Raw genomic sequence first — 22240 nt, forward strand, 5'->3', positions numbered from 1 at the left:
AACAGCGGTGAGCCCGAGGGCTCCATCCTGCGCGTAACTGCAAGCAGCTACGCAAGTTACATCTTTTTGGTCAGCCACCGTTTCGGCGGCAGCCCCTATACTTACCGAGTGGACCAGAGGATGTCAACCCCTCTTTTTTTCGTCGTTCGTCGCGATCATGTCGCGAAGCCGAATCGATCGAACCACTCGTGCCGCCTCCATCGCGCAGTGCGCGGGGAGTTCGCGGGGAGTTCGCGGCGGGGTCGCTATTATTGCCTCGCGGCAACGTTTGCGCAACCCCCTGTCCCACACTTTCTTCGGCAGCGACCAAGCCCTTACGGCTGAGCTCGCTTTTCCTCCGAAAAAAGCGCGGCGGTCGCCAGGCGACCGCCGCCGTAGTGCACCCTCTAGGACTCGAACCTAGAACCTACTGATTAAGAGTCAGCTGCTCTACCATTGAGCTAAGGGTGCGATGTCCTGCGGGTCCTGCCAACCTCTGCATCTCGCTGACGCGCCAGGAGGGATTCGAACCCCCGACCAACAGCTTAGAAGGCTGCCGCTCTATCCATCTGAGCTACTGGCGCCTACACTCGCACATGGTCGCCCCGAAGGGCACCTGACCTGCACCTGCGTTTCTGCGGATCGGGGCGGCCGGATTCGAACCGGCGACCTCCTGCTCCCAAAGCAGGCGCGATACCGGGCTACGCTACGCCCCGCACATCACCAACCGCCTTGCAGCGGGCGGGTATGTTATCCGAGTCGGCTCCCCGGGTCAACTGGGGACGGCAAAAAAGTTCCGCGCTCCAGCGTCTCCAGCAACGAGCGAAACGCCCGCCCCCGGTGACTGACTGTCGCCTTCGCCTCCGTCGGCACCACCGCAAAGCTCGCCTGCAGGTCCGCCGAGTGGAAGTAGGGATCGTAGCCAAATCCGCCCTCGCCGACGGGAGCGCTCAGGATATGGCCACGGGTTTCCCCGCGCGCCCAGGCCTCGGGCGCCTGGACCCCAGGCATCTGGCCCGCCAGCACTTGGGCTCCCATGGTCTGGGCCCCCATGGTCTGGGCACCCACCGCATACGCGGCGATGCACACGTACCGCGCGCCGCGCTGATCCGCACGCATCGCGCCCGCCGCCTCCAACGCCTTGAGGAGGTGCGCGTTGTTGGCCGCATCCAGCGCGTCGCCGTTCAAGTCGTCGCGCCCGCACCAGCGCTTGCTGTACACACCGGGCGCGCCGTGCAGCGCGTCCACAGCGAGCCCGGAATCGTCGGCGAACACCGGATACGGCACACGCGCCGCGTAGTGACGGGCCTTGGCCAAGGCATTGGCCTCGAAGCTGTCATGCACTTCGATCTGCTCCTCGGCCTCGTCGTACACCACCCCCGCCTCGTCCAACGTAAGCGGTGACCAGCCGTGCGCCTTCAGCAGAGGCAGGAGCTCGCGCACCTTGCCACTGCTGCGTGTGGCCAGCACACAGACGCGGAGCGACGCACTCATGCGCAACGGGACTCAGCCGGCACGCACGCTGCTCAGCGGCCCGTCAAGCACACGCGCCTGCGCTGCCGACAAACTCTCGATGCCGCGCACCGCGAGTCCCAGCAAGGCATCGAGTTCTTCACGCGCAAACGTGCCGTGTTCACCGGTCCCCTGCACCTCGACAAATCGCCCTTCGCTGCTCATGACGACGTTCATGTCGACACCGGCGCGCACATCCTCCTCGTAGTCGAGATCGAGCCGCGGTTCGCCATCGATGAGTCCCACACTCACCGCCGCCACGCGCCGACGCACAGGCGATGCGACCAGGTGGCCCTGCTGCACCATCCAGGCGAAGGCGTCGACGACTGCCACACTGGCGCCGGTGATGGCCGCCGTACGCGTGCCGCCATCAGCCTGCAGCACATCGCAGTCCACCTTGATGGTGAACTCGCCGAAGCGAAAGTCGTCGAGCATGGCGCGCACACTGCGTCCCACGAGACGTTGAATCTCCTGCGTGCGTCCCCCAACCTGTGAGCGCTCGCGCGAGACACGCGTCTTCGTGGCACGGGGCAGCATGGCGTACTCCGCCGTCACCCAGCCCTCGCCACTGCCCTTCTTCCAGCCCGGCACGCCCTGCTCCACCGACGCCGCGCACAGCACGCGCGTGCGACCGAAACTCACCAGGCACGAACCTTCAGCGTAGGGCACGGCCCCGCGCTCCAGCGACACCTCACGCAGGTCGGCGGCGCTGCGTCCGGCGCGCGCGCGCGCCGTCGTTTCAGACGAAAGATCAGCCACAGAATCAGCCACGAAGTTTCTCGATGATGGAGGTAGTGGATTGACCGGGAACGAGCGGTACGACGACAACACGACCACCGCGAGCGCGCACAACCTCCGCGCCGACAATGGTGTCCGGTGAGTAGTCGCCGCCCTTGACAATGACATCGGGCGCGAGGGCCTGCACCAGCGCCTGCGGTGTGTCGTCCTCGAACACCACCACCGCATCGACCGCCTCGAGACCGGCCAGCACCGCTGCGCGTTCCGCCGTGTTGCGCACCGGTCGCGTGGGCCCCTTGAGACGTTGCACCGACGCATCGCTGTTGAGCCCGACGACCAGCGCAGCGCCCTCGCGCCGTGCCCGATCGAGCACCTCGATGTGTCCCGGATGCAGCAAATCAAACACGCCGTTGGTGAAGACCAGCGGCGCCGGTGCCGACGCGCGCCATGCCACCGCGGCGTCCCAACTCATGACCTTGTCCACCGGGCGACGCGGCAGAGGCGGTAGCATGTTCACCACTGCGACTGCACTCCTTCGACGATGTCGTTCATGAGGCTTTCGAGGGCGTTGCGTCGACCGTTGCGTTCACCGCCCTCGGCATACTGCCCTTCGCGCGACATGCTGCCCTTCTTGAACAAGTTGCGCCCCGAGGCGCTCTCCACGATCTCGATATCGAGCGTGAGTTGCAGGCGACGCCGCGTAGAAGTGGTTTGCCGGGGATCAGCAGAGGCACCGGCCGGCAAGTCGACTTCGTACTTGGTGATGGCGCCACGCACCACGAGATCCGCGCGCGACTCGGGCGCCTCGCGCAGGTTGAGTCGATCCCGCATGACGTTGCGCAGCTGCTCGAACACCTCGCGCTGCAACTCGGGAGCCGCCGTCTGATTGTCGAACGGCTGAATGGCCACGGTCTTGAGATGCCGCGGCAGGCCGCCTCCGCCGGAAAAGCGATAGCAGGCCGCAAGCACTCCCGCAGCCGCGGTGGCCACAGACACCTGCATCACCTGACCCAGCCAGCGACGGCGCGACCAGACAGCGGGCAACTCGCGGCGCTGCACGTTTGGGCCGTCCATCTCAGGGCCGTCGCCAGATCGCTTCATCGAAACCCTCAACCGTGGAAGAATCGGTCACGGCAATGGCAAGCCGTCGCTTGCCACGCTCGTGGACGTATTGCACCTGCGACGTGCCACGCTCACCACGCGTGCGGGTGAGCCACTCGATGACCTTGCCATCCTCAACCCGATCGACACGCGTGAGATGGCGACCGGCGAAGGCCACACGCCAGGCGCGTCCATCAGCCGCCGAGGCATCCTGACCGCGCAGGCTGCCCAGGTCTGCCCGCAAGGTATCGCCATCCACCCGGGCGACGGTATCGCGGGTGGCCGGAACCGCCAGGCGCCCCAGTGAGGCCCACAGCAGCGGCACAGGAGGCAGCATGCGTTTGACGAGGTCGATACCAGGTACCATCAGCGTATCGCCAATGAGAATGGCGTAGCCGCCGGCCATGCCGTTGCGCAAAAAGAAGTCGAGTCGGGCCCGCTCCGGCCCCAACACGCGCACGGCCCCGTCGCCATTGGCTTCGAAGGTTTCGTCCTTGTAAGTCCAAGTGAAGCGCAGCACCGTGGGTGTCGCCGGCAGGGTGGTCGGCGGCAGCACGGCCACGGTGGGCGCGCCGGACAAGGGACGCGCAGCGGGTGACGCACAGGCCGCTACGACCACTGTGATGGCAGCCAGCGCGATACCACGAACCGAGTGAGTCCGACGGTGCATCACGGAACACGGACCTGCAACATGAGATCTCCTTGCACGATGCGATCCATCACCTCGAAGCCGGCAATGACACGGCCAAAAACGGTGTAGGCACCATCGAGATGCGGTTGTGATGCATGGCAGAGGTAGTACTGGCTGCCGCCGGTATCGGGACCCGCCGTGGCGAGCCCAAGACAACCGCGGTCATGACGGAGACGCGTCCAGCTCTCGCGCAGCGTGAAGCCGGCACTGCCTCCCGATCCATCGCCGTTCACGTCGCCGTCCTGTACGACAAAATTGGGTACCACGCGATGGAAGATGGAGTTCCGGTACGTGCCATTCTGTGCGAGCCGGGTAAAGGCTTCGACCACGAGCGGCGCCTCACGCGACGCAAGCTCCAGTGTGATGCGGCCATGTTCCGTCTCGATGTGCGCCACCGGACGCGCGGCACCGGGACGCAGGTAGCGCGCAGCCAGCGCTTCGTAGTCGGCCATCGGACGCTCGATGGCTGCGGTGCTGCGCGGCGGACGCGGTGTGGTGTCGCGTATGCCGAGGCGCGCGCGCGCCGCACGCTGCACGCGCACGTCGCTGTCCTGAAGGAGCCGCTGTGCCAGCGTAGAGTCCTCGGCGCGCATGGCGTTGCGCTCACGGCCCTGCATGGCCGCCACGCGAACACGCCAGTCGCCATGCCCTGCCCATTCGGTTTCGACGTTCGAGAAGACGTCGACACCAAGGCGACGTGCCTGCGGTAACAGTGTGCGCCGCGTGACCAGTTGCGTATCCGCCTGCCATGCGCGGTTCCACCGTGAGGCATCGCGCTGCGCGACGTCGGCAAATCCTTCGGCGGCCGCGACACGCACGTTGGGTGCCGTATCGGCAAATCGCGCCATCACCTGCTCGGCCAGCGCATCACCGAACGTCGCGGCACTGCGCACGGCGTTGACGCGCACACGCTCGCTCTGGTCGGTGAGCAACACACGAAGCGCATCGATGGCCGGCGCCGCCAGGGAGTCGCCCACCTGCGTACGCGCGAGAGCACGGGCCACGTGCTGCCTCACCTCTTCGTCGGGATGTGCGCGCAGCGCAAGCAAAGCCCGCACACCGCCCGCCAGTCGATTGCGCGAGATGACATAGGCCGCAGCACGCGCGACATCCGGTGCACTGTCGGCAAGCCATGGCACGACGAGCGCAACCGGGGCCGGACGCAACTTGGCCGCCGCCAGAAGCAGGGCCGCGCGCACCGACGCGGCACGCTGCGCCGCCGTGCTCAACTCACGCGGACGAACGACACCCTCGCCGAGCGCCAGTGCGATGACCGGACGGGCGGGTTCACCGATCTCACCAAGCGACCAGGCTGCTTCGCGCGCCACCGGATCGGGCGCCCCACCCACGGCGCGCGCGAGCGCCAGCACGCCCACCGTGTCGCGCCCGATTCCCATGGCGTAGGCGGCATTGGCGGCAACACTCGTGTCCCCGTCGAGCAGCAGACGCCGCAGCGCGGGATATCGCGCCGTCATCCGTACCTGTCCGATGGCCAGCGCCGTTCGGGCACGCCGATCGGGCGAAGGATCCTGCAGCAGGCTGTCGATCAGCAGCGTGTCGTGCACGCGCTGATCCACCAGACGCAGCAGCGCCGCATCACGACGAAGCGACTCAGGGGAATATCGTGCAGACGACGTCGTTCCGCGCCCGACGCCCGATGATGCACAGGCGCCGAGGAGTGCGCAGGCCAGACCGGATAGCAGGAGGCGCGGAATGGCGCGCGACTGATGTGCGCGCGGTGCGTGCGTCATGCAGCACTCCATGTGGAGATCATGTGTGAATCAGGTGGTCGTCGGTTCAGGAGACGGCGCCGTGTAGGCTCTTTCGAGCCAGTCACGCACCTCGACGGGAAGGCTGGACGGCCGTCCGCTGGCATTGAGACAGACCAATGAGGTGCTGGCGGTAACAAGCAGGGCCCCAGTGTCGGCGTGCACGATGCGATAGCCAAACGTCATGCCGCGCGACCCCACCGCGGTCAGCGTGGTGAAGACCTGCACCCGGTCGTCGTAGCGCGCACTGGCCCGGAAGCGCAGCGCTGCCTCGGAGACAGCCAGCGTCACGCCTTCCCGTTCCAACTCGGCATACGACCGGCCGGCCGCGCGAATGAAGTCCGTGCGTCCAATTTCGCACCAGACCAGGTAATTGGCGTGATACACCACCCCCATCTGGTCGGTCTCGGCATAGCGTACACGCAGCGTGGAGCAGGTCTCGAGGCTCATACAGGGAAGATGGGGCCATTTGTGGCGGCGCGGCAGACAGGTTAGCCTACCATCCGTGCTTCCCACTCCCTGTCATGTCGTGGGTGACGTCCACCTTGGCGTCGCCAGTCGCGAATCGGAACTGGCGCTTCTGGCCTTCCTCCGGCAGATCCCGTCTGCCGGCGGCAGTCTGGTCGTCATGGGGGACCTGTTCGACTTCTGGTTTGCGTGGCGCTATGCCATGCCGCGCGTGGGATTCCGCACGCTGGCCGCGCTGGCCGATCTGCACGAGTCGGGCGTTCCGGTGTTGTGGATTGGCGGCAATCACGATTGCTGGGGCGGCGACGCGCTGGCGGCGGAAACCGGTGCCCACTACACGCTGGCGCCTTGGACCGGACGCATTGGCGCCTGGCAATGCCACCTCGCGCATGGCGACGGGCTGCGGGAAAAGGAGGATGCCCCCTATCGGCGTTTGCGCACGGTGCTGCGGCATCCGTGGTCGATTGCGGCCTACAGCCTCCTGCATCCCAACCTTGCTACGCGCGTGGCCATGGCCAGTTCAAAGACAAGCCGCAAGGGACGGGCGCGTGATGGCGGCGCAGGGCTTCTGGCGGTGGCCACAGCGCAGCTGTCTGCACCTGATGGTCCGGAGCTCGTGATGCACGGGCACTCGCATGTGCCCACGCTGGTGAAGGCTGGGCGCGGCATCTACGCCAACGCCGGGGCCTGGTATCTGGATCAGCAGTTCGTGCGCATTGAGAACGAAGGCATTGGGCGATATCGCTGGCACGCGGGGGCGGAGCCCGAATTGCTGCAGGAGATCAAGCGCCCGGGATCAGAAGCGGATTGAGGCAACAAACCACGGGCCGTTGACCGACGGCACAGCGGAAAGCTGCACCGGCATGTCGAAGAGCTGCGCCGCCACAAAGGCGTCGGCACCGCTGAAGAGATGGTTGAAGGCCACGACGGCCAACCAGTCTTCGAGATGCAAACGGCGCGTGCGAATGAGATCGGCGGTGTACTTGCCCGGCGCTCGCGCCACCGCACGAACCGTATCGCCGGCCGGCGTGAAGTTGGTGGGTAAGGAGTCGGTGCGATATGCCTTGGCCTCACGCAGGTCTGCATTGACACGCCGCAGCATGACGAGTGCTGTGAGTTCGACGCTCGCAAACAGCGCCCCGGATGATCCGCGATCGAGGCGCGACTGCCCGAACCCCGGCAAGGCCAGCGAATACAGGAAGGCACGCTTGGGTGTGAGTGGAGACTTGCCGAGCTGCGCGACACTTGATGTGGGTCTCGCCACCACAGCCGCCGGCTGTGCCTGTGCGCCGGGTGGTGTGGACGGTGGCGCCACGCGCGTGGTGTCTGCGCCTCCCTGCGCCATGGCAGGCGACGACGCAGCCGCGGCGAACGCACACAGCACGGCAGCCGAGCGGACCGCGGCGTGCAGGCTCAGACCGCGTCGCATGACCCGGTGTCTCACGCGGTCGGAATCGCAGCGACGAGTTCAATCTCCACGCTGACGTTGCGCGGCAGCCCGGCAACGGCCACGGTGGAGCGTGCCGGACGTGCGTCACCGAACACGCGCGCATACACGGCATTCATGGCCGAAAAATCGTCCATGGTGCGGAGAAAGACCGTCGTCTTGACGACGTCGGCAAACCCACAGCCCGCCGCCTGCAGTACGGCACCCAGATTGGCGAGCACCTGCTCGGTCTGCGCGGCGACATCACCGTCAACCACTTCCATGGTGTCGGGATGCAGGGGAATCTGCCCGGCCGTGAAGAGAAAGCCGTTGGCCTTTACAGCCTGCGCATAGGGCCCAATGGCCTTGGGCGCGTGGTCGGTGTGCAGCGTCTCGATGGACATGCGTGCGCGGGAAGATGGTGACGCGAATAGGGCCGTCAGGCCGACAGCCCAAAGAAGCGACGCGTGTTGTGCAGGGTCAATGCCGCCAGCGCTTCAGCGGTGCTGCCCCGCACGGAGGCCAGGTGCGCGATGGTGCGTGGTACCCACGCCGACTCGTTGCGTTTCCCGCGGTGGGGGACCGGGGCCAGATACGGCGCGTCGGACTCGACAAGCAGGCGATCATCGGGGACGTCACGCAGGAGATCGAGATCGGTCCAGTTGCGGAAGGTCACGATGCCGCTGAACGAGACGTACCAGCCAACCTCAAGGGCCTGCCGGGCGAGCTCGCGCGAGCCGGTATAGCAGTGCAGCACGCCACACACCGACGCCGCCGCCGCATCGCGCAACATGTCAGCCGTGTCGGCCTCGGCATCACGCGTGTGCAGCACCAGCGGACGCCCAAGTTCGGCGGCCAACTGCAGCTGCACCGTCAGCGTGCGGCGCTGCACGTCGCGTGGGGCAAAGTCGTAGTGGTAGTCGAGCCCACACTCGCCGACAGCCACGGCGCCCTGCGACACCGCTTCGCGAACGAACGACGGGTGCCGCGTATCGTCCCAGGTCGCCGCGTCGTGCGGATGCACACCGGCGGTGTACCAGACAAGACCGGGGAAACGCGCCGCAATTCCCGCAGCACGCGAGGCGGCGGACTCCGATTCACCGATACAGACAAGGGCCCGCGCCCCAGAGGCGCGAGCCCGTTCGATCACGGCGTCCACATCGTCCGCAAAGGCCTCACTGGCCAGGTGCACGTGGCTGTCGGCATACGCCGCCACGTGCACCTCGGGATGTTTGCTCATGTCTCAGCCCGTGCGCCGCGGCGCGTTACCGCGCGGCGAGGCGCTCCGAGCGACCGGTCGGAGCCGCCGGCTCGTTGCCCTTGCGCATGGCCTGCATGGTACGGTCCTCGGCCTCACGCGGATACTTGGACTCGATCCAGAGGAGAATCGGGCCGGCCACGTAGATGGACGAGAAGGTGGCCACGAACACACCAAACGCCATGACCCAGGCAAACGGGCGGATGACCTCACCGGCGATGAACAGCAGCGCCAAGGTGGCCGCCAGCGTGGTGGCGTGCGTCATGACCGAGCGCGGCAGGGTCTCGTTGATGGAGCGGTCGAGGATGTGCGCCAGCCCCTCTCCCTTGTGCGGCTTGCGGAGATTCTCGCGCACACGGTCGAAGATGATGATGGTGTCGTTGGCCGAGTAACCGAGCAGCGTGAGGATGGCCGCCACGATGGTCAGTGACACCTCGAGGTTCATCAGCTTGATGAAGGCGATGGTGACAAGGATGTCGTGCGCCGTGGCCAACACCGCCGCCGCGCCAAAACGCCAATCGAAGCGAATGGCGAGATAGACCAGGGTGAACAGCGAGGCGATGAGCATGGCCATGGCCGCGCCGGTGCGGAGTTCGGCACCCACCTTGGGACCGACGGCTTCGGTCCGCACGATGGTCACGGCGCCTGCACCGTACTTGGCGTCGAGTGCGGTTTGGATTTCCTTGGCCACCCCTTCGGCGCCACCGGCCTGCGCTTCCACCTGCGCTTCACTGCGCGCGCGGATGGTGTACTCGGTGTTGGAGCCGTACTGCTGGATTTCCGCGCCCGTGATGCCGGCCGCATCGAGCGTGTTGCGCACGTCGGCCACGTCAGGTGCCTGCTTGAACTGCACCTGCATGAGCGTGCCGCCAGTGAACTCGATGCTGTAGTTCACGCCGCCGGTGATGCCGAAGGTGACCAGACCCGCCAGAATGAAGGCGATGGTGAGGCCGGCCGACAGGCGCCAGTGCTTGACGAACTCGTACTTGGTGTTGTGGAAGATACGCAGCATGACGGCCTCAGATGCTCAGCGTCTGGGTTCCGCGCGAGCGGTTGAGCCAGATCAGGAAGAAGGTCTTGGTGACGAAGATGGCCGTGAACAGCGACGCCACGAGGCCGGCAATGAGCGTGACGGCAAAGCCGCGCACCGGGCCCGTGCCGTACTGGTAGAGCACCATGCCGGAGAGAATGGTGGCCGCCGAGGTGTCGACGATGGCGCTGAGCGCGTGCTGGAAGCCTTCGTCGATGGCGAGACGCACGGACTTGCCGTGGTCCAGCTCTTCGCGAATGCGCTCGAAGATGAGCACGTTGGCGTCTACGGCGATACCGATGGAGAGCACGAAGCCGGCGAGGCCGGGCAGCGTGAGCACGGCATTGAAGCCGGCCAGCGTGGCCAGTGTGTACACGAGGTAGAGCGTGAGGCCCGCCACGGCCAGCACGCCCGCAAAGCGGTAATAGCTGATCATGATGATGACGACCAGACCCATGGCCACGCCAAGAGCGATGATGCCCTTGTTGATCGAGTCGGCGCCGAGGCTGGCACCAATCTGACGCGTCTCCATGACCTTGAGCGGCACGGGCAGGGCGCCGGCGCGCAGCACGAGCGCCAGGTCCTGCGCGGCCTGCAGCGTGCCGCCACCCAGCGTGATCTGACCATTGCGGCCGATGGCGCTCTGCAAGGTGGGCGCCGTGACGACCCGCTGGTCGAGCACGATGGCCATGTTGTCGCGCACGTGCTTGCCGGTTTCCACCTTGAAGCGACGCGCGCCTTCGTTGTTGAGCGTGAACTGCACCACATTGCCTTCCACCGGATCGGTGGACGGGCGCGCATCGGTCAGCGCCTCACCGGTGATGATGGGCCGCGAATCGAGCACGTAGAGCGTGCGGAACCGCTCGGTGCCCGTCGCCAGCGAATCGACGCCCCAGCGCACCACCTTGCCCGGCGGCATGGCCGCCTGCATGGCCGGCAACTCGAGTGCCTGCGCCATGGCCAGGTACGCGCGCTCAGGCACGATGTACTGTCCGGGGATCTGACCGGGCTGGATGTTGCTGCTGAACAGGCCGCCGGCCGCGGGTGCGGCAGGAGCAGCGGCGCTGTCGGTAGTACCGGCGACGGCCTTGCTGCTGTCCGCCGCGCTGTCCGACTTCTGCGTGAGCAGGCTCCCCACGGTCGTGGGCTTGGCGGAGTCGCCGGTGACGGTCGCGGCGGCGCCGACACTCAAGCCATTGGCGCGCGCAATTTCGTCGAAACGCGACAGCACCTTTTCGAGGGCCTGGGTCTTGTCGGTGATCTGGAACTCGAGGAACGCGGACTTCTGCACCACGTCCTGCGCACGCTCGGCATCATCGATACCCGGCAGTTCGACGACGATGCGATCAGTGCCGACCTTCTGCACGACTGGCTCGGACACACCAAATTCGTCGATACGCTGACGCACCACCTTGATGGCGCGATCGAGCGCTTCGCTCTTGTCGGCGACCGTCTGCTTGGATTCGTCGATCTCGAGCGCCAGGGACATGCCGCCCTGCAGGTCGAGGCCACGCTTGAGCGGGACGCGCGTGACCGTGTCATACACGAACACGCCGTTGCGCTTGACGCGCTCGACCACGGTGCGCGGGAATAGGGCCCAGACGGAGGCCGCGAGGAGTCCCACGATAAGCAGGATGCGGTACTTCAGGTTTGCCATCGATGCCGGTGGCCAGGGGGAATGTCAGCGCGCCGGAATGGAGAGGCGCCGGAACCTATCGGCGCCAGAAGCGCCAAGCCCCCAAACTTACAGGGGTTACCCCACAGACGGTAGTTCGTCCGCGGGCGCATTCTGCGTGGCCGGCCGGCTCAGGCCGTGGTTGCCCGGGTCGGGGACGCGGACAGCGCGGCCCGGGCCTGCGCTTCGTCCCGGGCCAGCTGGTCCTTGAGGGCATCCAGACCGGCAAAAGCCTGCACCCCGCGGAGACGCGCGACAAAGTCGAGGCGTATGTGGGCGCCGTACCAGTCAGCGCCGGCGTCGAAGACATGCGTCTCGATGCGGCGCTGCCGGTCGCCCACCGTCGGCCGAGGGCCGAGGTTGAGCATGCCGCCGAAGCTGCCCTCGGGCAGTTGCACGCGCACGGCGTACACCCCGTCCGGCGGCAGCAGCTTGCGCTCGGAGATGGGCGCCAGATTGAGGGTGGGATAGCCGATGGTGCGGCCGCGCTGGTCACCCTGCACTACCGTGCCGCTGAGGCTGAAGGGCCGCCCCAGTCCGGCGGCCGCCCGGTCGAGGTCTCCACCGGCCACCGCCCGGCGAATGGCCGTGGAGCTGATGGCATGCCCATCGGGTGTGTGCACGGCAGGCAGGACGGAGACGTCGAAGTCGCGGCTCTGTCCCAGCGCCTTGAGCACCTCGATGTCGCCGAGGCGACCACGGCCAAAGCCGTGATCATGCCCGACCAGCAGTTCACGCAGCGCAAAGCGGCCACGCAAAACGTCGTCGACAAAGGCCTCGGCTTCGAGGGCTGCCAACGCGGGTGTGAATGGCAGCACCGCCACATAGGACACGCCCGACTGCGCGAGCATCTCGAGCTTTTCTTCGTGCAGCGTGAGCAACGGCGGCGCGGCGGTGGGATTCACCACTTCGAGTGGATGCGGTTCAAACGTCAGCACCACACTGGGCAATCCACGGCGTTCCGCGTGGGCCACCAAGGTGCGCAGCACATCCTGATGTCCGCGGTGCACCCCGTCGAACGTGCCGACGGTGATGACCGCGCCATCAGGCAGTGGCAGTCCACTCAACTCACCACGCGGATCGGGCGCAAAGGTGTTCACGGCGAATCCTTCGCTGGCAGTTCGTCGGTGTCCGCAGGCAAAACCACGCGTGGTTGCCAGCGATCGTTCACGCGCTCGGCAATCGCGCGCACCTCGTGGCCCTGCATGAGCACCGCCTTCGCTCCGGTCTGTGTCGCCGGTACCGCGCGCCCAAACCGCAGTGCATCGAGTCCTTCGGCGGTGAGCGGCTCCCGCGCGAGCTCCGGGAGCAAACGTGGCTCGGCCGGCTGCAGTGCGACATATCCATCGGCAATACTGCCGGGCTCGAGTGCATCCCAGGGCACCGCCTCCGACACGTACGCGGCTCCACTCTGCACACGACGCAGTGTCGCGCAGTGTGCGGCGCTGCCGAGCGCACGTCCAAGGTCACGCGCCAGGGCGCGAATGTAGGTGCCACCACCGCACGCAATGCGTACGCGGAGCTGGTGGGCGGTGTCGCCGTCGTTCGACGCACCGAGCCAGGTCCATTGATGCACGACTACGGGCACCGCCGGTAGGTCCACATCACGACCACGCCGCGCCAAATCGTAGGCACGCGCCCCATCGACATGCTTGGCTGAAAAGGCGGGCGGCACCTGCAGAATGGGACCAGTGAGTGTGGCTTCTGCTGCCAGACGCACAGGATGCTGCGACTCGCGCAGCACAGACACCTCGGGTGGCGGTGCCTCGCGCGAGACCTGGCCCGTGGCATCATCGGTATCGGTTTCCCAACCGAACTGCACGGTGGCCTCGTAGACTTTGGGCTCCCCGTGCACGTACGGCAGCAGCCGCGTGACCGGCCCTACGGCCACCACCAGCAGCCCGGTGGCAAACGGGTCGAGCGTACCGGCATGACCGACGCGGCGACTGCGCGCCGCCCGCCTGACCCGAGCCACGACATCATGCGACGAGGGCCCGGCGGGCTTGTCCACCAGGACCAGACCGCCTGCGCTCACTCGCCCCCGTCGGCCTGCTGCTCCCGTTCGGTGCGGATCTGGGCCAGCAGTTGCTCAATGCGCGTGGCATGCGCCACGCTCTCGTCGGCCCGGAAATGAATTTCCGGTGCCGAACGCAGACGCAGGGATTTACCGAGCCGCGAGCGGAGGTGCGTGGCCACACTGGCCAGCCCCGCCACCGTGCTCTTCTTGTCGGCTTCGTCACCCATGAGGGTGACGAAGACCGTGGCATGCCGAAGATCGCGCGTGACGTCGACCGCAGTCACGGTGACGAACGCGCGGATTCGCGGGTCCTTGGCGCCTTCCGACAGGAAGGTCGCCACTTCTTCGCGAATGGCTTCGGCGACGCGGTCAGGACGCCGCGGTTCGCCCATGTCCAGCCCTCCTCAGGCCTTGTTGGCCTGGTCGAGGGTACGGGCCACTTCCTCTGTGCGGTAGCACTCGAACATGTCACCGACCTTGACGTCGTTGAAGTTCTCGATGCCGATACCGCACTCGTACCCTTCCTTGACCTCGTTGACGTCATCCTTGAAGCGGCGGAGCGACGCGATCCCGCCGTCGTAGATCTCGATGCCGTCGCGGATGACGCGCACGCGTCCCTTGCGATTGATGATACCCGAGCGGACGATGCAGCCGGCGATGGTGCCGACCCGCGCGACCTTGAAGGTCTCGCGCACTTCGGCTTCGCCGAAGACCACTTCGCGCTCCTCGGGACGCAGCATGCCTTCGAGCGCCGCCTTCACATCGGCAACGGCCTCGTAGATGATGCGATACAGCTTGATGTCGACACCCTCGCGCTCGGCGGCCTGACGCGCGTTGTTGTCGGGGCGCACGTGGAAGCCGATGATGATGGCGCCGGCCGCCTTGGCGAGCAGAATGTCGCTTTCGGCAATGGCACCAACGGCGCGGTGGATGATCTCCACCTGCACTTCCTCGTTGGAGAGCTGCTGCAGGGCGTCGGCGAGGGCTTCCGCCGGACCGCCCTGGTCGGCCTTGATGACGAGGCGCAACTGGCGCTTCTGGCCCGCGGCGGCCTGCGACATGAAGTCTTCGAGCGAGACCACACCACGCGTGGTGCGGCGGCTCTTGGCTTCACGATCGAGGCGCTCACGACGCTGCGCGATTTCGCGCGCGGCCGTGGCGTCGTCCACCACCAGCAACTGATCGCCGGCCATGGGCACGCCCGTGAGGCCGAGGATCTGCACCGGAATGGCGGGACCGGCTTCCTTGACCTGCTTGCCCCGCTCGTCGAGCATGGCGCGCACGCGCCCCGAGTGGATGCCGCAGATGTAGTCGTCGCCCACGCGCAGCGTGCCGTTTTGCACGAGCACGGTGGCCACGGGGCCCTTGCCCTGATCGAGCTGGGCTTCCACCACCGAACCGACGGCGCGGCGTGAGGGGTTGGCCTTGAGCTCGAGAATGTCGCTCTGCAGGAGGATCTGTTCGAGCAGCTCGTTGACGCCCGTGCCCTTCTTGGCCGAGATCTCGGAGTGCAGCACGGTGCCACCGAAGTCTTCGAGCACGACCTCATGCTGCAGGAGGTCCTGCTTGACCTTCTCGATGTTCGCCGTCGGCAGATCGACCTTGTTGATGGCGATGATGATGGGCACACCCGCACTCTTGGCGTGCGAGATGGCTTCAATGGTCTGCGGCATGACCTGGTCGTCGGCCGCGATCACGATGACGACGATGTCCGTGACCTGCGCACCACGCGCACGCATGGCCGTGAAGGCCTCGTGACCCGGCGTATCGAGGAAGGTGATGGTGCGCTTGCCCGCCACCTCCACGTGGTAGGCACCGATGTGCTGCGTAATGCCACCCGCTTCACCCGCGACCACGTTGGCCTTGCGGATGTAGTCGAGCAGCGAGGTCTTGCCGTGGTCGACGTGACCCATGATGGTGACCACGGGCGGACGCGGCCGCAGATCCTCGACGTTGTCCTCTTCGTGCTGATCCGGCACATCGGCGGCGTAGTCGCTTTCCTTGACAGCCTGGAAGCCGAACTCGCCGGCAATGAGTTCGATCTGGTCGAAGTCGAGGCGCTGGTTGATGGTGACCATCAGCCCCAGCGACTTGAAGGCAAAGCCCACGATCTGCGTGGCGGAGACGCCGAGAATCTGCGCGAGTTCGGAGACCGTGATGAACTCGTTCACGCGCACGGTCTTGCGCTCACGCTCGGCGGCCGCCTGGCGCTGCTCCTCCGCCTCGGCGCGCATTTCGGCGCCAAAGCGACGACCCGAGCGGCCACGCTGTGGCGCGCCGCGCAGAGCGGTCATGGTCTTGGAAATGTTGGCGGACACCGCTTCCTGATCCACCGCGCCCCGCTTGTTCTTCTTGCCGCGGCGCTGCTGCTGGTTGCCACCGGCCTGCGAGGCACCCGAGGGGCCGCCACCCTGGCCGCCACCCTGTCCACCCTGCTGGCCACCCTGACCCCCGCCCTGTCCGGGCCGGCGATCATCGCGGCGCTGTCCCTGCTGCAAACCGCCACCCGGAGCCGCGGAGGCCACGGGGCGGGCGGAACCGAAGTTGGGCGACGCGCTGGCGACCGGGCGCAGACGCGGTGCACCAGGCACAACGGGGCGCGGACGGGGACGGTCGGCGGGTAGATCGGGAGCGGGCTCCGTCGCGGCGGGAGGCGCCGGAGGAACAGCGGCAGCCGGGGCAGCAGGAGCCGTTGACGCCGGAGCCGGAGGAACCGCTGCAGCCGCAGGAGCCGGCGGAACAGCGGCAGCCTGAACGCCAGAAGCCTCCGCGGCGGGAGCCTTGACCGCAGGAGCCGCAGGAGCCGCAGGAGCCGGGGGAACAGCGGCCGCCGGAACGGCCGGCGGTACGGCAGCAGCCGGAACGGCGGCAGCCCGAACGGCAGCAGCCTCTGCGGCGGGAGCCTTGGCAGCAGGAGCCGACGGAGCCGACGGAGCCGACGAAACGGCGGGAGCGGGAGCAGGTGCGGCGACAGGATCCGGAGCAACAGGAGCGACCGGCGCTTCCTGCGCTGGGGCTTCCGCCTTGGGGGCTTCCGGCGTGGCAGCTGCTGGCTTTGTGGCTGCCGCTTCTGGCTGTGCCGCTACAGCGACTTCTGCCTTTGAGGCTGCCGCTGTTTGCTGTTCCAAGCCCGCCGCCTGCTCCGCCTCATGCGCTTCCGCCACATCCGCCGCACGCCGGCGACGTACCACGGGCGCGGGCGCCGGCGTTTCCGCCTCGGCGACCGGAGCGGCCTCAGCCGCCGCCTTGCGACGGCGCGTCGGCGCCGCGGGCGCAGGCGCGGCCTTCTCGGCGCGCACGCGCTTCTCGCGCTCCCACCGGGCGCGGATACGGGATACCTGGTCGTCGGTCAGCAGCGACATATGGCTGCGAACCGGCACGTCCATCTGGCGCAGCAGTGCGATCACCTCGTCCGCCGAGATGCCGAACTCACCCGCCATGTCATGCACACGAAGCTTGCTCAACCCGTCTCCTCCTACCGCGAAACGCGCGTCGCGTCGCCCGCCGGGAGTGCCCCGGCTACGGCGCCACGGATCCCGCGCGCCAGCCCCTGATCAACGATCCCGATCGCCGCGGTCGTTTCTCGACCCACAGCGCCGCCCAACTCGGCCGCACTCGGCCACTCCACCATCTCCACCCGCCGGGCCCGCAGGACCGGCACCACCTTCTCGAGCGAGTGGCGCGAGACATCCTGCGCCACGATCGCCAGCACCACGTTGTCCTTCTGCGCGGCCAACCGCACCTGCTCGGTACCGATCACCACCAGCCGGCCTCGCGCACCCAGCCCGACGAGACCCAACACCTTGCGGCGTGTTGCCTCATCGAGAACAGGAGCGCGCGGCGGCTCGTCACTCACGCGCCCTGACCTGCCTCATCGTCTTCGGTGGTCAGCTCATCGATGATAGCCATGATGCGATCGGCCTCTTCCGGCGCGATGCCGGGCAGTCGCAGCAGGTCATCCCGATCGAGATCGAGAATGTCGTTGAGCGTGCGATAGCCCGCGTCGGCCAGCACGGCCACCGTGGCCGTCTCGAGGCCCTCGATCTCATTGAGCGGCACATCGGCGTCCTCCTGCTCCTCGGGCAGCGGCGCGAAGAGCGGACCTTCCCCGCCCTTCTCGAGCCACTCGCGGCTGGAGTAGAGGTCGATCTTCCATCCCGTCAGTTCGGACGCGAGGCGCACGTTCTGGCCATTACGACCGATGGCCAGCGAAAGCTGGTCCTCGTCCACCACGGCCTGAATGGTGCGCGACGCCGCATCACTGAACACACGCGCCACACGCGCCGGCGCCAGCGCCAGCTTGGCGAAGCGCTCGGGGTCGGGCGACCAGGGCACGATATCGATGCGCTCACCGCCCAGTTCGTTGACCACGGCCTGTACCCGCGCGCCCTTGAGGCCCACGCAAGCGCCCACGGGATCGATGGACTCGTCACGCGAGGTGACGGCGATCTTGGTGCGGCTGCCCACTTCGCGGGCCGCCGCCTTGATCTCCACGATGCCCTGCTGGATTTCCGGGACTTCGAGCTTGAAGAGCGCCTGCACGAAGAGCGCGTCGGAACGGCTCAGAATGAGCCGCGGTCCCTTGGGTGTGTCTTCGACGCGCTTGAGCACCGCGCGCACCGGCTCACCCTGATGGTAGTGCTCGCGGTGGTTCTGCTCGCGATACGGAATGATGGCTTCCGCCTCGCGGAACTTGTTGAGCATGACCACCAGCTTGCCGCGTTCGATCTGCTGAATTTCGCCGGAGAGCAGGTCACCCACGCGCCCCGCGAATTCGTCGCGGATGCGCGAACGCTCGCCTTCACGGACGCGCTGAATGATGCGCTGCTTGGCCGCCTGCACCGCCGTGCGGCCGAATTCCATGAAGTCGACCTGGGTTTCCATGACGTCACCGACCTGGAACTCCGGATCCTCGAACCGCGCCTCCTCGAGCAGAATTTCGCGCGACGCGTCCGTGACCTCTTCCACCACCGTCTTCAGCAGCACAATGCGAATTTCGCCCTTGGCGTCGTCGATTTCGACTTCTGCCTGGACGTTGGCCCCGTGCTTCTTGGCCAGGGCGGCATGAATGCCGTCCTGGAGAAGCCCGTGCAGCTCCTCTTTCGTGATCTGCTTGAGATTCGCGAGCTCACGTAAGGCTGTGAGGATTTCCGCCGATCCGGCCATCCGTCTCCCCTATCGTTTCCAGTGGAACGCGAGACGTGCCTGGGTCACGTCACGCAAAGGGACCTGGACTTCCCGGCCCTTCGTGTCACGCACCAGCGCCACCTCCGCGCCGTCCTCGCCGTCCACGGCGAGGATCTCGACTTCCTGCTTACCGCCTGCCAACACCGCACTCGTGACGGTGGCGCGTCGGCCCACAAAGCGCCGCCAGTCGGCCACATGGCGCAACGGGCGATCCGCTCCGGGTGACGACACCTCCAACACGTACTGCTCCGACACCAGCGCGTCGGCCTCGAGACGCGCTTCGAGCGCGCGCGAGGCCGTCGTACAATCCGCGATGGTTACCGTTTCCCCGTCCCGCCGGTCGATACGAACTTCCAGCACCGGACGGGAGCGTGAGCCCCCGCGGCGGAGTTCGACCAGGTCGAAGCCCAGGCTGTCAAGTTCTTGTGTGACAATGGGTTCGAGCGACGTCACCACGATGCACCACCAAACTTCAGGAGAACAAAAAAGTGTGGGGGCCATCCCCACACTTCAGACACCCGCGCGTGGCGGGCGAGGAGTACTCGGAAGTTGCTACTCAGATTCTCAAGCTATGGGGCGGACGGGACAAGGTCAAGCCGACCGAAGGGCCACGAGGCCAAGCAGGCGGCCGCTGTCGCCGCCCCGATGGCTGAAATAGCGCCCCTGATGGCAACGGGTACACCCTTCGTCCACGGTGACGGCCCGTACACCGAGCGCCCGGGCCTGCTCCAATAAGGTGGCGCGTACATCGAGGCAGCCCTTGCCAGAGGCGGGCCGACCGGTGACGGCCTTGAGGACCTCCGGCCCCACTTCATAACAGGCGCCGCAGATGGACGGCCCCAGATGAACCCGGCATTCGGCTGCGGCAAAACCGCGCTCGGCCAACTGGGACAGTCCCACGCGCAGGATGCCGGCCGCTGTGCCCCGCCACCCGGCGTGCAGCACCGCCACCGCCCCGGCCGGATGGGCCACGACCACCGGGGTGCAGTCGGCCACGGTCACCGCGAGGGCGGTACCCGGCGTCGTCGTGAGGTGCCCGTCTATGCCGCGCAGGCGAAGCCAACCGTGCCAGCCGGCGCCGTGGCTCGCCACCTCGGCACCGTGCACCTGATAGGCGCTGGCCAGCCGCTGAATGCCCAGCGCCTCGAAATCCGCCTGCAGGGCGTCCCAGCGGGCCATGACCTCCGCCACCGGCTCAGTGGACGACAGGCCAAACGAACCGGCCGCCCGCGTGGTGGTGAAGCCCAGCACACCATCCGGCAGGTCGGGCACGGGCTCGCATAGACGGAGGACGGGACCGAGGGGGAGACCGGTCATGGCGGCATCACCACCGACGCGGGTTTCGACGTTACCGGGCACTCAACTCCACGCGCTTGATGCGCGCCCCTAGCAGGCCGAGCCGCGACTCGATGCGCTCGTAGCCGCGTTCGATCTGCTGCGCGTTGTTGATGACACTGGTGCCATCAGCGCAGAGTGCTGCGAGCAGCATGGCCATGCCGGCGCGAATGTCGGGCGACTCGACGGTACTGCCGCGCAGACGGGTCGGCCCGGACACGATGGCGCGGTGCGGATCGCAGAGCACGATGCGTGCGCCCATGTTCACCAGCTTGTCGGTGAAGTACAGCCGCGACTCGAACATCTTCTCGTGAAAGAGAATCATGCCTTCGCACTGCGTGGCCGTGACGATGGCAATGGACATGGTGTCCGCCGGAAACGCCGGCCAGGGCTGGTCCTCCAGCTTGGACACATGGCCGCCGAGATCGCTCTGAATGACCCGCGACTGCTCGGCCGGCACGATGAGGTCGTCGCCATCCACCTGACACATGATGCCCAGACGCTCGAAGCCCATGAGCGTGCTGCGCAGATGCTCGATGCCGGCCTTCTCAATGCGCAGCGTGGAGCGCGTGACCGCAGCGAGGCCGATGAACGAACCCACTTCAATGTGATCGGGGCCGATGGCATGTGTGGCGCCGCCCAGCGGCAGACCGCCCTCGATGGTGTACACGTTCGAGCCGATGCCCTCGATGCGCGCGCCCAATGCCACAAGGAAGTGCGCAAGGTCCTGCACATGCGGTTCACTGGCCGCGTTGCGCAGCACCGTGCGGCCCTTGGCGGCGACGGCGGCCACCAACGCGTTCTCGGTGGCGGTGACACTGGGCTCATCGAGAAACACATCAGCGCCCACGAGGCCCTTGGTATCAAAGCGGAAGCGCTCGCCAAGTTCGTAGGTGGCGCCCAGCGCCTGCAGGACATGGAAGTGCGTGTCGAGTCGGCGCCGGCCAATCACGTCGCCACCAGGCGGCGACAGCGTGACGGTGCCGCAGCGCGCGAGGAGCGGCGCCGCCAGCAGAATGGACGCACGAATGCGCGCGCACATGGCCGGGTCGAGGTCGGCGGCACGGACATCCTGCGCGTGAATACGCAGCGAATTGTCGCCGTTCCACTCGCACACCGCACCGGTGGTGCGCACGAGTTCGACCAGCGTTTCGATATCGCGGATGCGCGGCACATTGTGCAGCTGCACCGGCTGATCGGTGAGCAGGGCGGCGGCCACGATGGGCAGCGCGGCGTTCTTGTTGCCGGCCGGGCGGATGCTGCCACTGAGCCGGTGACCCCCTTCGACGACGAACTGGACGGCGGACATTGCGTGGATGGCTGGTCGCGGAATGTGAGAGCGGGCTGGCGCATGCTGGGGGTCCCGCATGCGCCCGAGCGAAGCATAACACGGCCCGCGCCATGGACACGAGCCGCCGTGAGCCTTAGATCACGGGATATGCTGCTCGCCGATGCACTCCTGCGGCACCTGCCGCTGCCGCTGCTTCAGGCACTGACCGTGCCCGATACCATTGTGGCCCGCACCATCCCCGACCGCGGGGTGCTGGAGTGGACCACGGGTCTGCTGCAGATCCTTGTGTTGTTGCTGGGGGTCGGAGCGCTGATCACGCTGATTCTGCTGCTGCGCGCCCTGCGGGACGCCGTGCAGGGCATGAACAAGACGCTGGCCAAGCTCACCACCGACACGGCGCCCATGCTGGCCAACGCCAACGCCATGGTGGGCGATGCCCGCGAAATGGTGGCCATGGTGCGCCGCGATGTGGAGCAGGTCACCGATGCCGCGGCGGCCATTTCCGACGAGTTGCTCAACGCGGCCGAGTCTGCCGCGCAGCGCGTGGACGAGGTCAACGCCGTACTCGACGTGTTGCAGGATGAACTCGAGGGCAGTGCCATTTCGGCGGTGGCCACGCTGCGCGGGGCGCAAGCGGGCGCCAGGGCCTTTGCCGCAGAGCTCAGCGGAAAGAAGAAGCGTCGCCGGCCCACGCTGCCCGATGCGTCGAGGTCCGACGTGCCGATGCCGCGGCGCCGCGACGCCGTCGACTGAACCCGCCCCC

The 22240-nt window shown here is 67.0% G+C and carries 23 protein-coding genes and 3 tRNA genes; 2 read left to right on the forward strand and 24 right to left on the reverse strand.

The genetic code is table 11. The annotated features are described in order from the left end of the window. Positions 1 to 378 precede the first annotated feature (378 nt). From B2747_RS09460 to B2747_RS09505, 10 genes are all read right to left on the reverse strand, one after another. Positions 379 to 450 (reverse strand) — tRNA-Lys (locus B2747_RS09460). A gap of 39 nt (positions 451 to 489) precedes the next feature. Beyond that, positions 490 to 563 (reverse strand) — tRNA-Arg (locus tag B2747_RS09465). 58 nt (positions 564 to 621) lie between these two features. After that, positions 622 to 695: transfer RNA gene (locus tag B2747_RS09470), tRNA-Pro, on the reverse strand. A 34-nt stretch (positions 696 to 729) separates the two neighbouring features. After that, entirely contained in the window at positions 730 to 1473 is a 744-nt protein-coding gene (locus B2747_RS09475) for a non-canonical purine NTP pyrophosphatase (RefSeq protein ID WP_291159643.1), read from the reverse strand. Positions 1474 to 1485: 12 nt separating this feature from the next. After that, positions 1486 to 2262, reverse strand: coding sequence for a ribonuclease PH (gene rph / locus B2747_RS09480; protein ID WP_291159646.1), 777 nt, complete (start codon positions 2260 to 2262; stop codon positions 1486 to 1488). Beyond that, the gene (rfaE2, locus tag B2747_RS09485; RefSeq protein WP_291159648.1) at positions 2255 to 2740 is read right to left on the reverse strand and encodes a D-glycero-beta-D-manno-heptose 1-phosphate adenylyltransferase; all 486 of its coding nucleotides are present in this window, start codon (positions 2738 to 2740) and stop codon (positions 2255 to 2257) included. The genes rph and rfaE2 overlap by 8 nt, the downstream gene beginning before the upstream one ends. A gap of 2 nt (positions 2741 to 2742) precedes the next feature. Beyond that, complete coding sequence (lptE, locus tag B2747_RS09490; protein ID WP_291159650.1) at positions 2743 to 3330, reverse strand: LptE family protein; 588 nt, start codon at positions 3328 to 3330, stop codon at positions 2743 to 2745. Beyond that, on the reverse strand, positions 3305 to 4000 hold the full coding sequence (locus tag B2747_RS09495) for a hypothetical protein (RefSeq protein WP_291159653.1): 696 nt from the start codon (positions 3998 to 4000) through the stop codon (positions 3305 to 3307). Before B2747_RS09495 ends, lptE begins: the two co-directional genes overlap by 26 nt. After that, positions 4000 to 5772: a peptidylprolyl isomerase gene (locus tag B2747_RS09500; protein ID WP_291159662.1), complete on the reverse strand. Its 1773-nt coding sequence runs from the start codon at positions 5770 to 5772 to the stop codon at positions 4000 to 4002. Before B2747_RS09500 ends, B2747_RS09495 begins: the two co-directional genes overlap by 1 nt. A gap of 30 nt (positions 5773 to 5802) precedes the next feature. Further along, positions 5803 to 6240: an acyl-CoA thioesterase gene (locus B2747_RS09505; protein WP_291159665.1), complete on the reverse strand. Its 438-nt coding sequence runs from the start codon at positions 6238 to 6240 to the stop codon at positions 5803 to 5805. Between the two features lie 55 nt (positions 6241 to 6295). On the opposite strand from B2747_RS09505, the gene B2747_RS09510 reads away from it, so the two are divergent. Continuing rightward, positions 6296 to 7069: a UDP-2,3-diacylglucosamine diphosphatase gene (locus B2747_RS09510; RefSeq protein ID WP_291159668.1), complete on the forward strand. Its 774-nt coding sequence runs from the start codon at positions 6296 to 6298 to the stop codon at positions 7067 to 7069. Here B2747_RS09510 and B2747_RS09515 read toward each other — a convergent pair. The 14 genes from B2747_RS09515 to murA form a co-directional block, all read right to left on the reverse strand. Beyond that, on the reverse strand, positions 7055 to 7687 hold the full coding sequence (locus tag B2747_RS09515) for a hypothetical protein (RefSeq protein WP_291159671.1): 633 nt from the start codon (positions 7685 to 7687) through the stop codon (positions 7055 to 7057). The two genes, B2747_RS09510 and B2747_RS09515, sit on opposite strands and share 15 nt — an antisense overlap. Positions 7688 to 7698: 11 nt before the next feature. Continuing rightward, on the reverse strand, positions 7699 to 8088 hold the full coding sequence (locus tag B2747_RS09520; RefSeq protein WP_291159674.1) for a RidA family protein: 390 nt from the start codon (positions 8086 to 8088) through the stop codon (positions 7699 to 7701). Positions 8089 to 8123: 35 nt separating this feature from the next. Next, positions 8124 to 8924, reverse strand: coding sequence for a TatD family hydrolase (locus B2747_RS09525; protein ID WP_291159677.1), 801 nt, complete (start codon positions 8922 to 8924; stop codon positions 8124 to 8126). A gap of 25 nt (positions 8925 to 8949) precedes the next feature. Continuing rightward, the gene (gene secF, locus B2747_RS09530) at positions 8950 to 9954 is read right to left on the reverse strand and encodes a protein translocase subunit SecF (RefSeq protein ID WP_291159680.1); all 1005 of its coding nucleotides are present in this window, start codon (positions 9952 to 9954) and stop codon (positions 8950 to 8952) included. Between the two features lie 7 nt (positions 9955 to 9961). Next, the gene (secD, locus tag B2747_RS09535; RefSeq protein WP_291159684.1) at positions 9962 to 11629 is read right to left on the reverse strand and encodes a protein translocase subunit SecD; all 1668 of its coding nucleotides are present in this window, start codon (positions 11627 to 11629) and stop codon (positions 9962 to 9964) included. Positions 11630 to 11778: 149 nt separating this feature from the next. Then, positions 11779 to 12747 carry a bifunctional riboflavin kinase/FAD synthetase gene (locus B2747_RS09540; protein ID WP_291159687.1) on the reverse strand — a complete coding sequence of 323 codons (969 nt, stop codon included), beginning with the start codon at positions 12745 to 12747 and terminating at the stop codon, positions 11779 to 11781. Continuing rightward, positions 12744 to 13658, reverse strand: coding sequence for a tRNA pseudouridine(55) synthase TruB (gene truB, locus B2747_RS09545; protein WP_291159688.1), 915 nt, complete (start codon positions 13656 to 13658; stop codon positions 12744 to 12746). The genes B2747_RS09540 and truB overlap by 4 nt, the downstream gene beginning before the upstream one ends. Before the next feature lie 20 nt (positions 13659 to 13678). Continuing rightward, positions 13679 to 14056 (reverse strand): 30S ribosome-binding factor RbfA, encoded by a 378-nt coding sequence (rbfA, locus tag B2747_RS09550; protein WP_291159690.1) that lies wholly within the window; start codon positions 14054 to 14056, stop codon positions 13679 to 13681. A 12-nt stretch (positions 14057 to 14068) separates the two neighbouring features. Beyond that, positions 14069 to 17128, reverse strand: a complete 3060-nt coding sequence (gene infB / locus B2747_RS09555) for a translation initiation factor IF-2 (protein ID WP_291159693.1) — start codon at positions 17126 to 17128, stop codon at positions 14069 to 14071. 11 nt (positions 17129 to 17139) lie between these two features. Further along, positions 17140 to 17520, reverse strand: a complete 381-nt coding sequence (locus B2747_RS09560; RefSeq protein ID WP_291159696.1) for a L7Ae/L30e/S12e/Gadd45 family ribosomal protein — start codon at positions 17518 to 17520, stop codon at positions 17140 to 17142. Continuing rightward, positions 17517 to 18830 (reverse strand): transcription termination factor NusA, encoded by a 1314-nt coding sequence (nusA, locus tag B2747_RS09565; RefSeq protein WP_291159699.1) that lies wholly within the window; start codon positions 18828 to 18830, stop codon positions 17517 to 17519. The genes B2747_RS09560 and nusA overlap by 4 nt, the downstream gene beginning before the upstream one ends. Before the next feature lie 9 nt (positions 18831 to 18839). Beyond that, positions 18840 to 19304, reverse strand: coding sequence for a ribosome maturation factor RimP (gene rimP / locus B2747_RS09570; protein WP_291159701.1), 465 nt, complete (start codon positions 19302 to 19304; stop codon positions 18840 to 18842). Positions 19305 to 19442: 138 nt separating this feature from the next. Then, the gene (locus B2747_RS09575) at positions 19443 to 20168 is read right to left on the reverse strand and encodes a polyphenol oxidase family protein (RefSeq protein ID WP_291159704.1); all 726 of its coding nucleotides are present in this window, start codon (positions 20166 to 20168) and stop codon (positions 19443 to 19445) included. A 31-nt stretch (positions 20169 to 20199) separates the two neighbouring features. Then, positions 20200 to 21495, reverse strand: coding sequence for a UDP-N-acetylglucosamine 1-carboxyvinyltransferase (gene murA / locus B2747_RS09580; RefSeq protein WP_291159707.1), 1296 nt, complete (start codon positions 21493 to 21495; stop codon positions 20200 to 20202). A gap of 129 nt (positions 21496 to 21624) precedes the next feature. Between murA and B2747_RS09585 the strand changes: the two genes are divergently transcribed. Next, positions 21625 to 22230 carry a hypothetical protein gene (locus tag B2747_RS09585; RefSeq protein WP_291159709.1) on the forward strand — a complete coding sequence of 202 codons (606 nt, stop codon included), beginning with the start codon at positions 21625 to 21627 and terminating at the stop codon, positions 22228 to 22230. Positions 22231 to 22240: the final 10 nt, after the last annotated feature.

This window comes from Gemmatimonas sp. UBA7669 (assembly GCF_002483225.1).
Taxonomy (GTDB): Bacteria; Gemmatimonadota; Gemmatimonadetes; order Gemmatimonadales; family Gemmatimonadaceae; genus Gemmatimonas.

Bases quoted from the DNA above. Each gene is read 5' to 3' on its own strand.
- B2747_RS09520 (WP_291159674.1), bottom strand. From the start codon at position 8,088: ATGTCCATCGAGACGCTGCACACCGACCACGCGCCCAAGGCCATTGGG.
- rfaE2 (WP_291159648.1), bottom strand. From the start codon at position 2,740: ATGCTACCGCCTCTGCCGCGTCGCCCGGTGGACAAGGTCATGAGTTGG.
- secD (WP_291159684.1), bottom strand. From the start codon at position 11,629: ATGGCAAACCTGAAGTACCGCATCCTGCTTATCGTGGGACTCCTCGCG.
- B2747_RS09505 (WP_291159665.1), bottom strand. From the start codon at position 6,240: ATGAGCCTCGAGACCTGCTCCACGCTGCGTGTACGCTATGCCGAGACC.
- B2747_RS09515 (WP_291159671.1), bottom strand. From the start codon at position 7,687: ATGCGACGCGGTCTGAGCCTGCACGCCGCGGTCCGCTCGGCTGCCGTG.
- B2747_RS09475 (WP_291159643.1), bottom strand. From the start codon at position 1,473: ATGAGTGCGTCGCTCCGCGTCTGTGTGCTGGCCACACGCAGCAGTGGC.
- B2747_RS09575 (WP_291159704.1), bottom strand. From the start codon at position 20,168: ATGACCGGTCTCCCCCTCGGTCCCGTCCTCCGTCTATGCGAGCCCGTG.
- B2747_RS09585 (WP_291159709.1), top strand. From the start codon at position 21,625: ATGCTGCTCGCCGATGCACTCCTGCGGCACCTGCCGCTGCCGCTGCTT.
- rbfA (WP_291159690.1), bottom strand. From the start codon at position 14,056: ATGGGCGAACCGCGGCGTCCTGACCGCGTCGCCGAAGCCATTCGCGAA.
- nusA (WP_291159699.1), bottom strand. From the start codon at position 18,830: ATGGCCGGATCGGCGGAAATCCTCACAGCCTTACGTGAGCTCGCGAAT.
- murA (WP_291159707.1), bottom strand. From the start codon at position 21,495: ATGTCCGCCGTCCAGTTCGTCGTCGAAGGGGGTCACCGGCTCAGTGGC.
- B2747_RS09495 (WP_291159653.1), bottom strand. From the start codon at position 4,000: ATGCACCGTCGGACTCACTCGGTTCGTGGTATCGCGCTGGCTGCCATC.
- secF (WP_291159680.1), bottom strand. From the start codon at position 9,954: ATGCTGCGTATCTTCCACAACACCAAGTACGAGTTCGTCAAGCACTGG.
- B2747_RS09525 (WP_291159677.1), bottom strand. From the start codon at position 8,924: ATGAGCAAACATCCCGAGGTGCACGTGGCGGCGTATGCCGACAGCCAC.
- lptE (WP_291159650.1), bottom strand. From the start codon at position 3,330: ATGAAGCGATCTGGCGACGGCCCTGAGATGGACGGCCCAAACGTGCAG.
- B2747_RS09500 (WP_291159662.1), bottom strand. From the start codon at position 5,772: ATGACGCACGCACCGCGCGCACATCAGTCGCGCGCCATTCCGCGCCTC.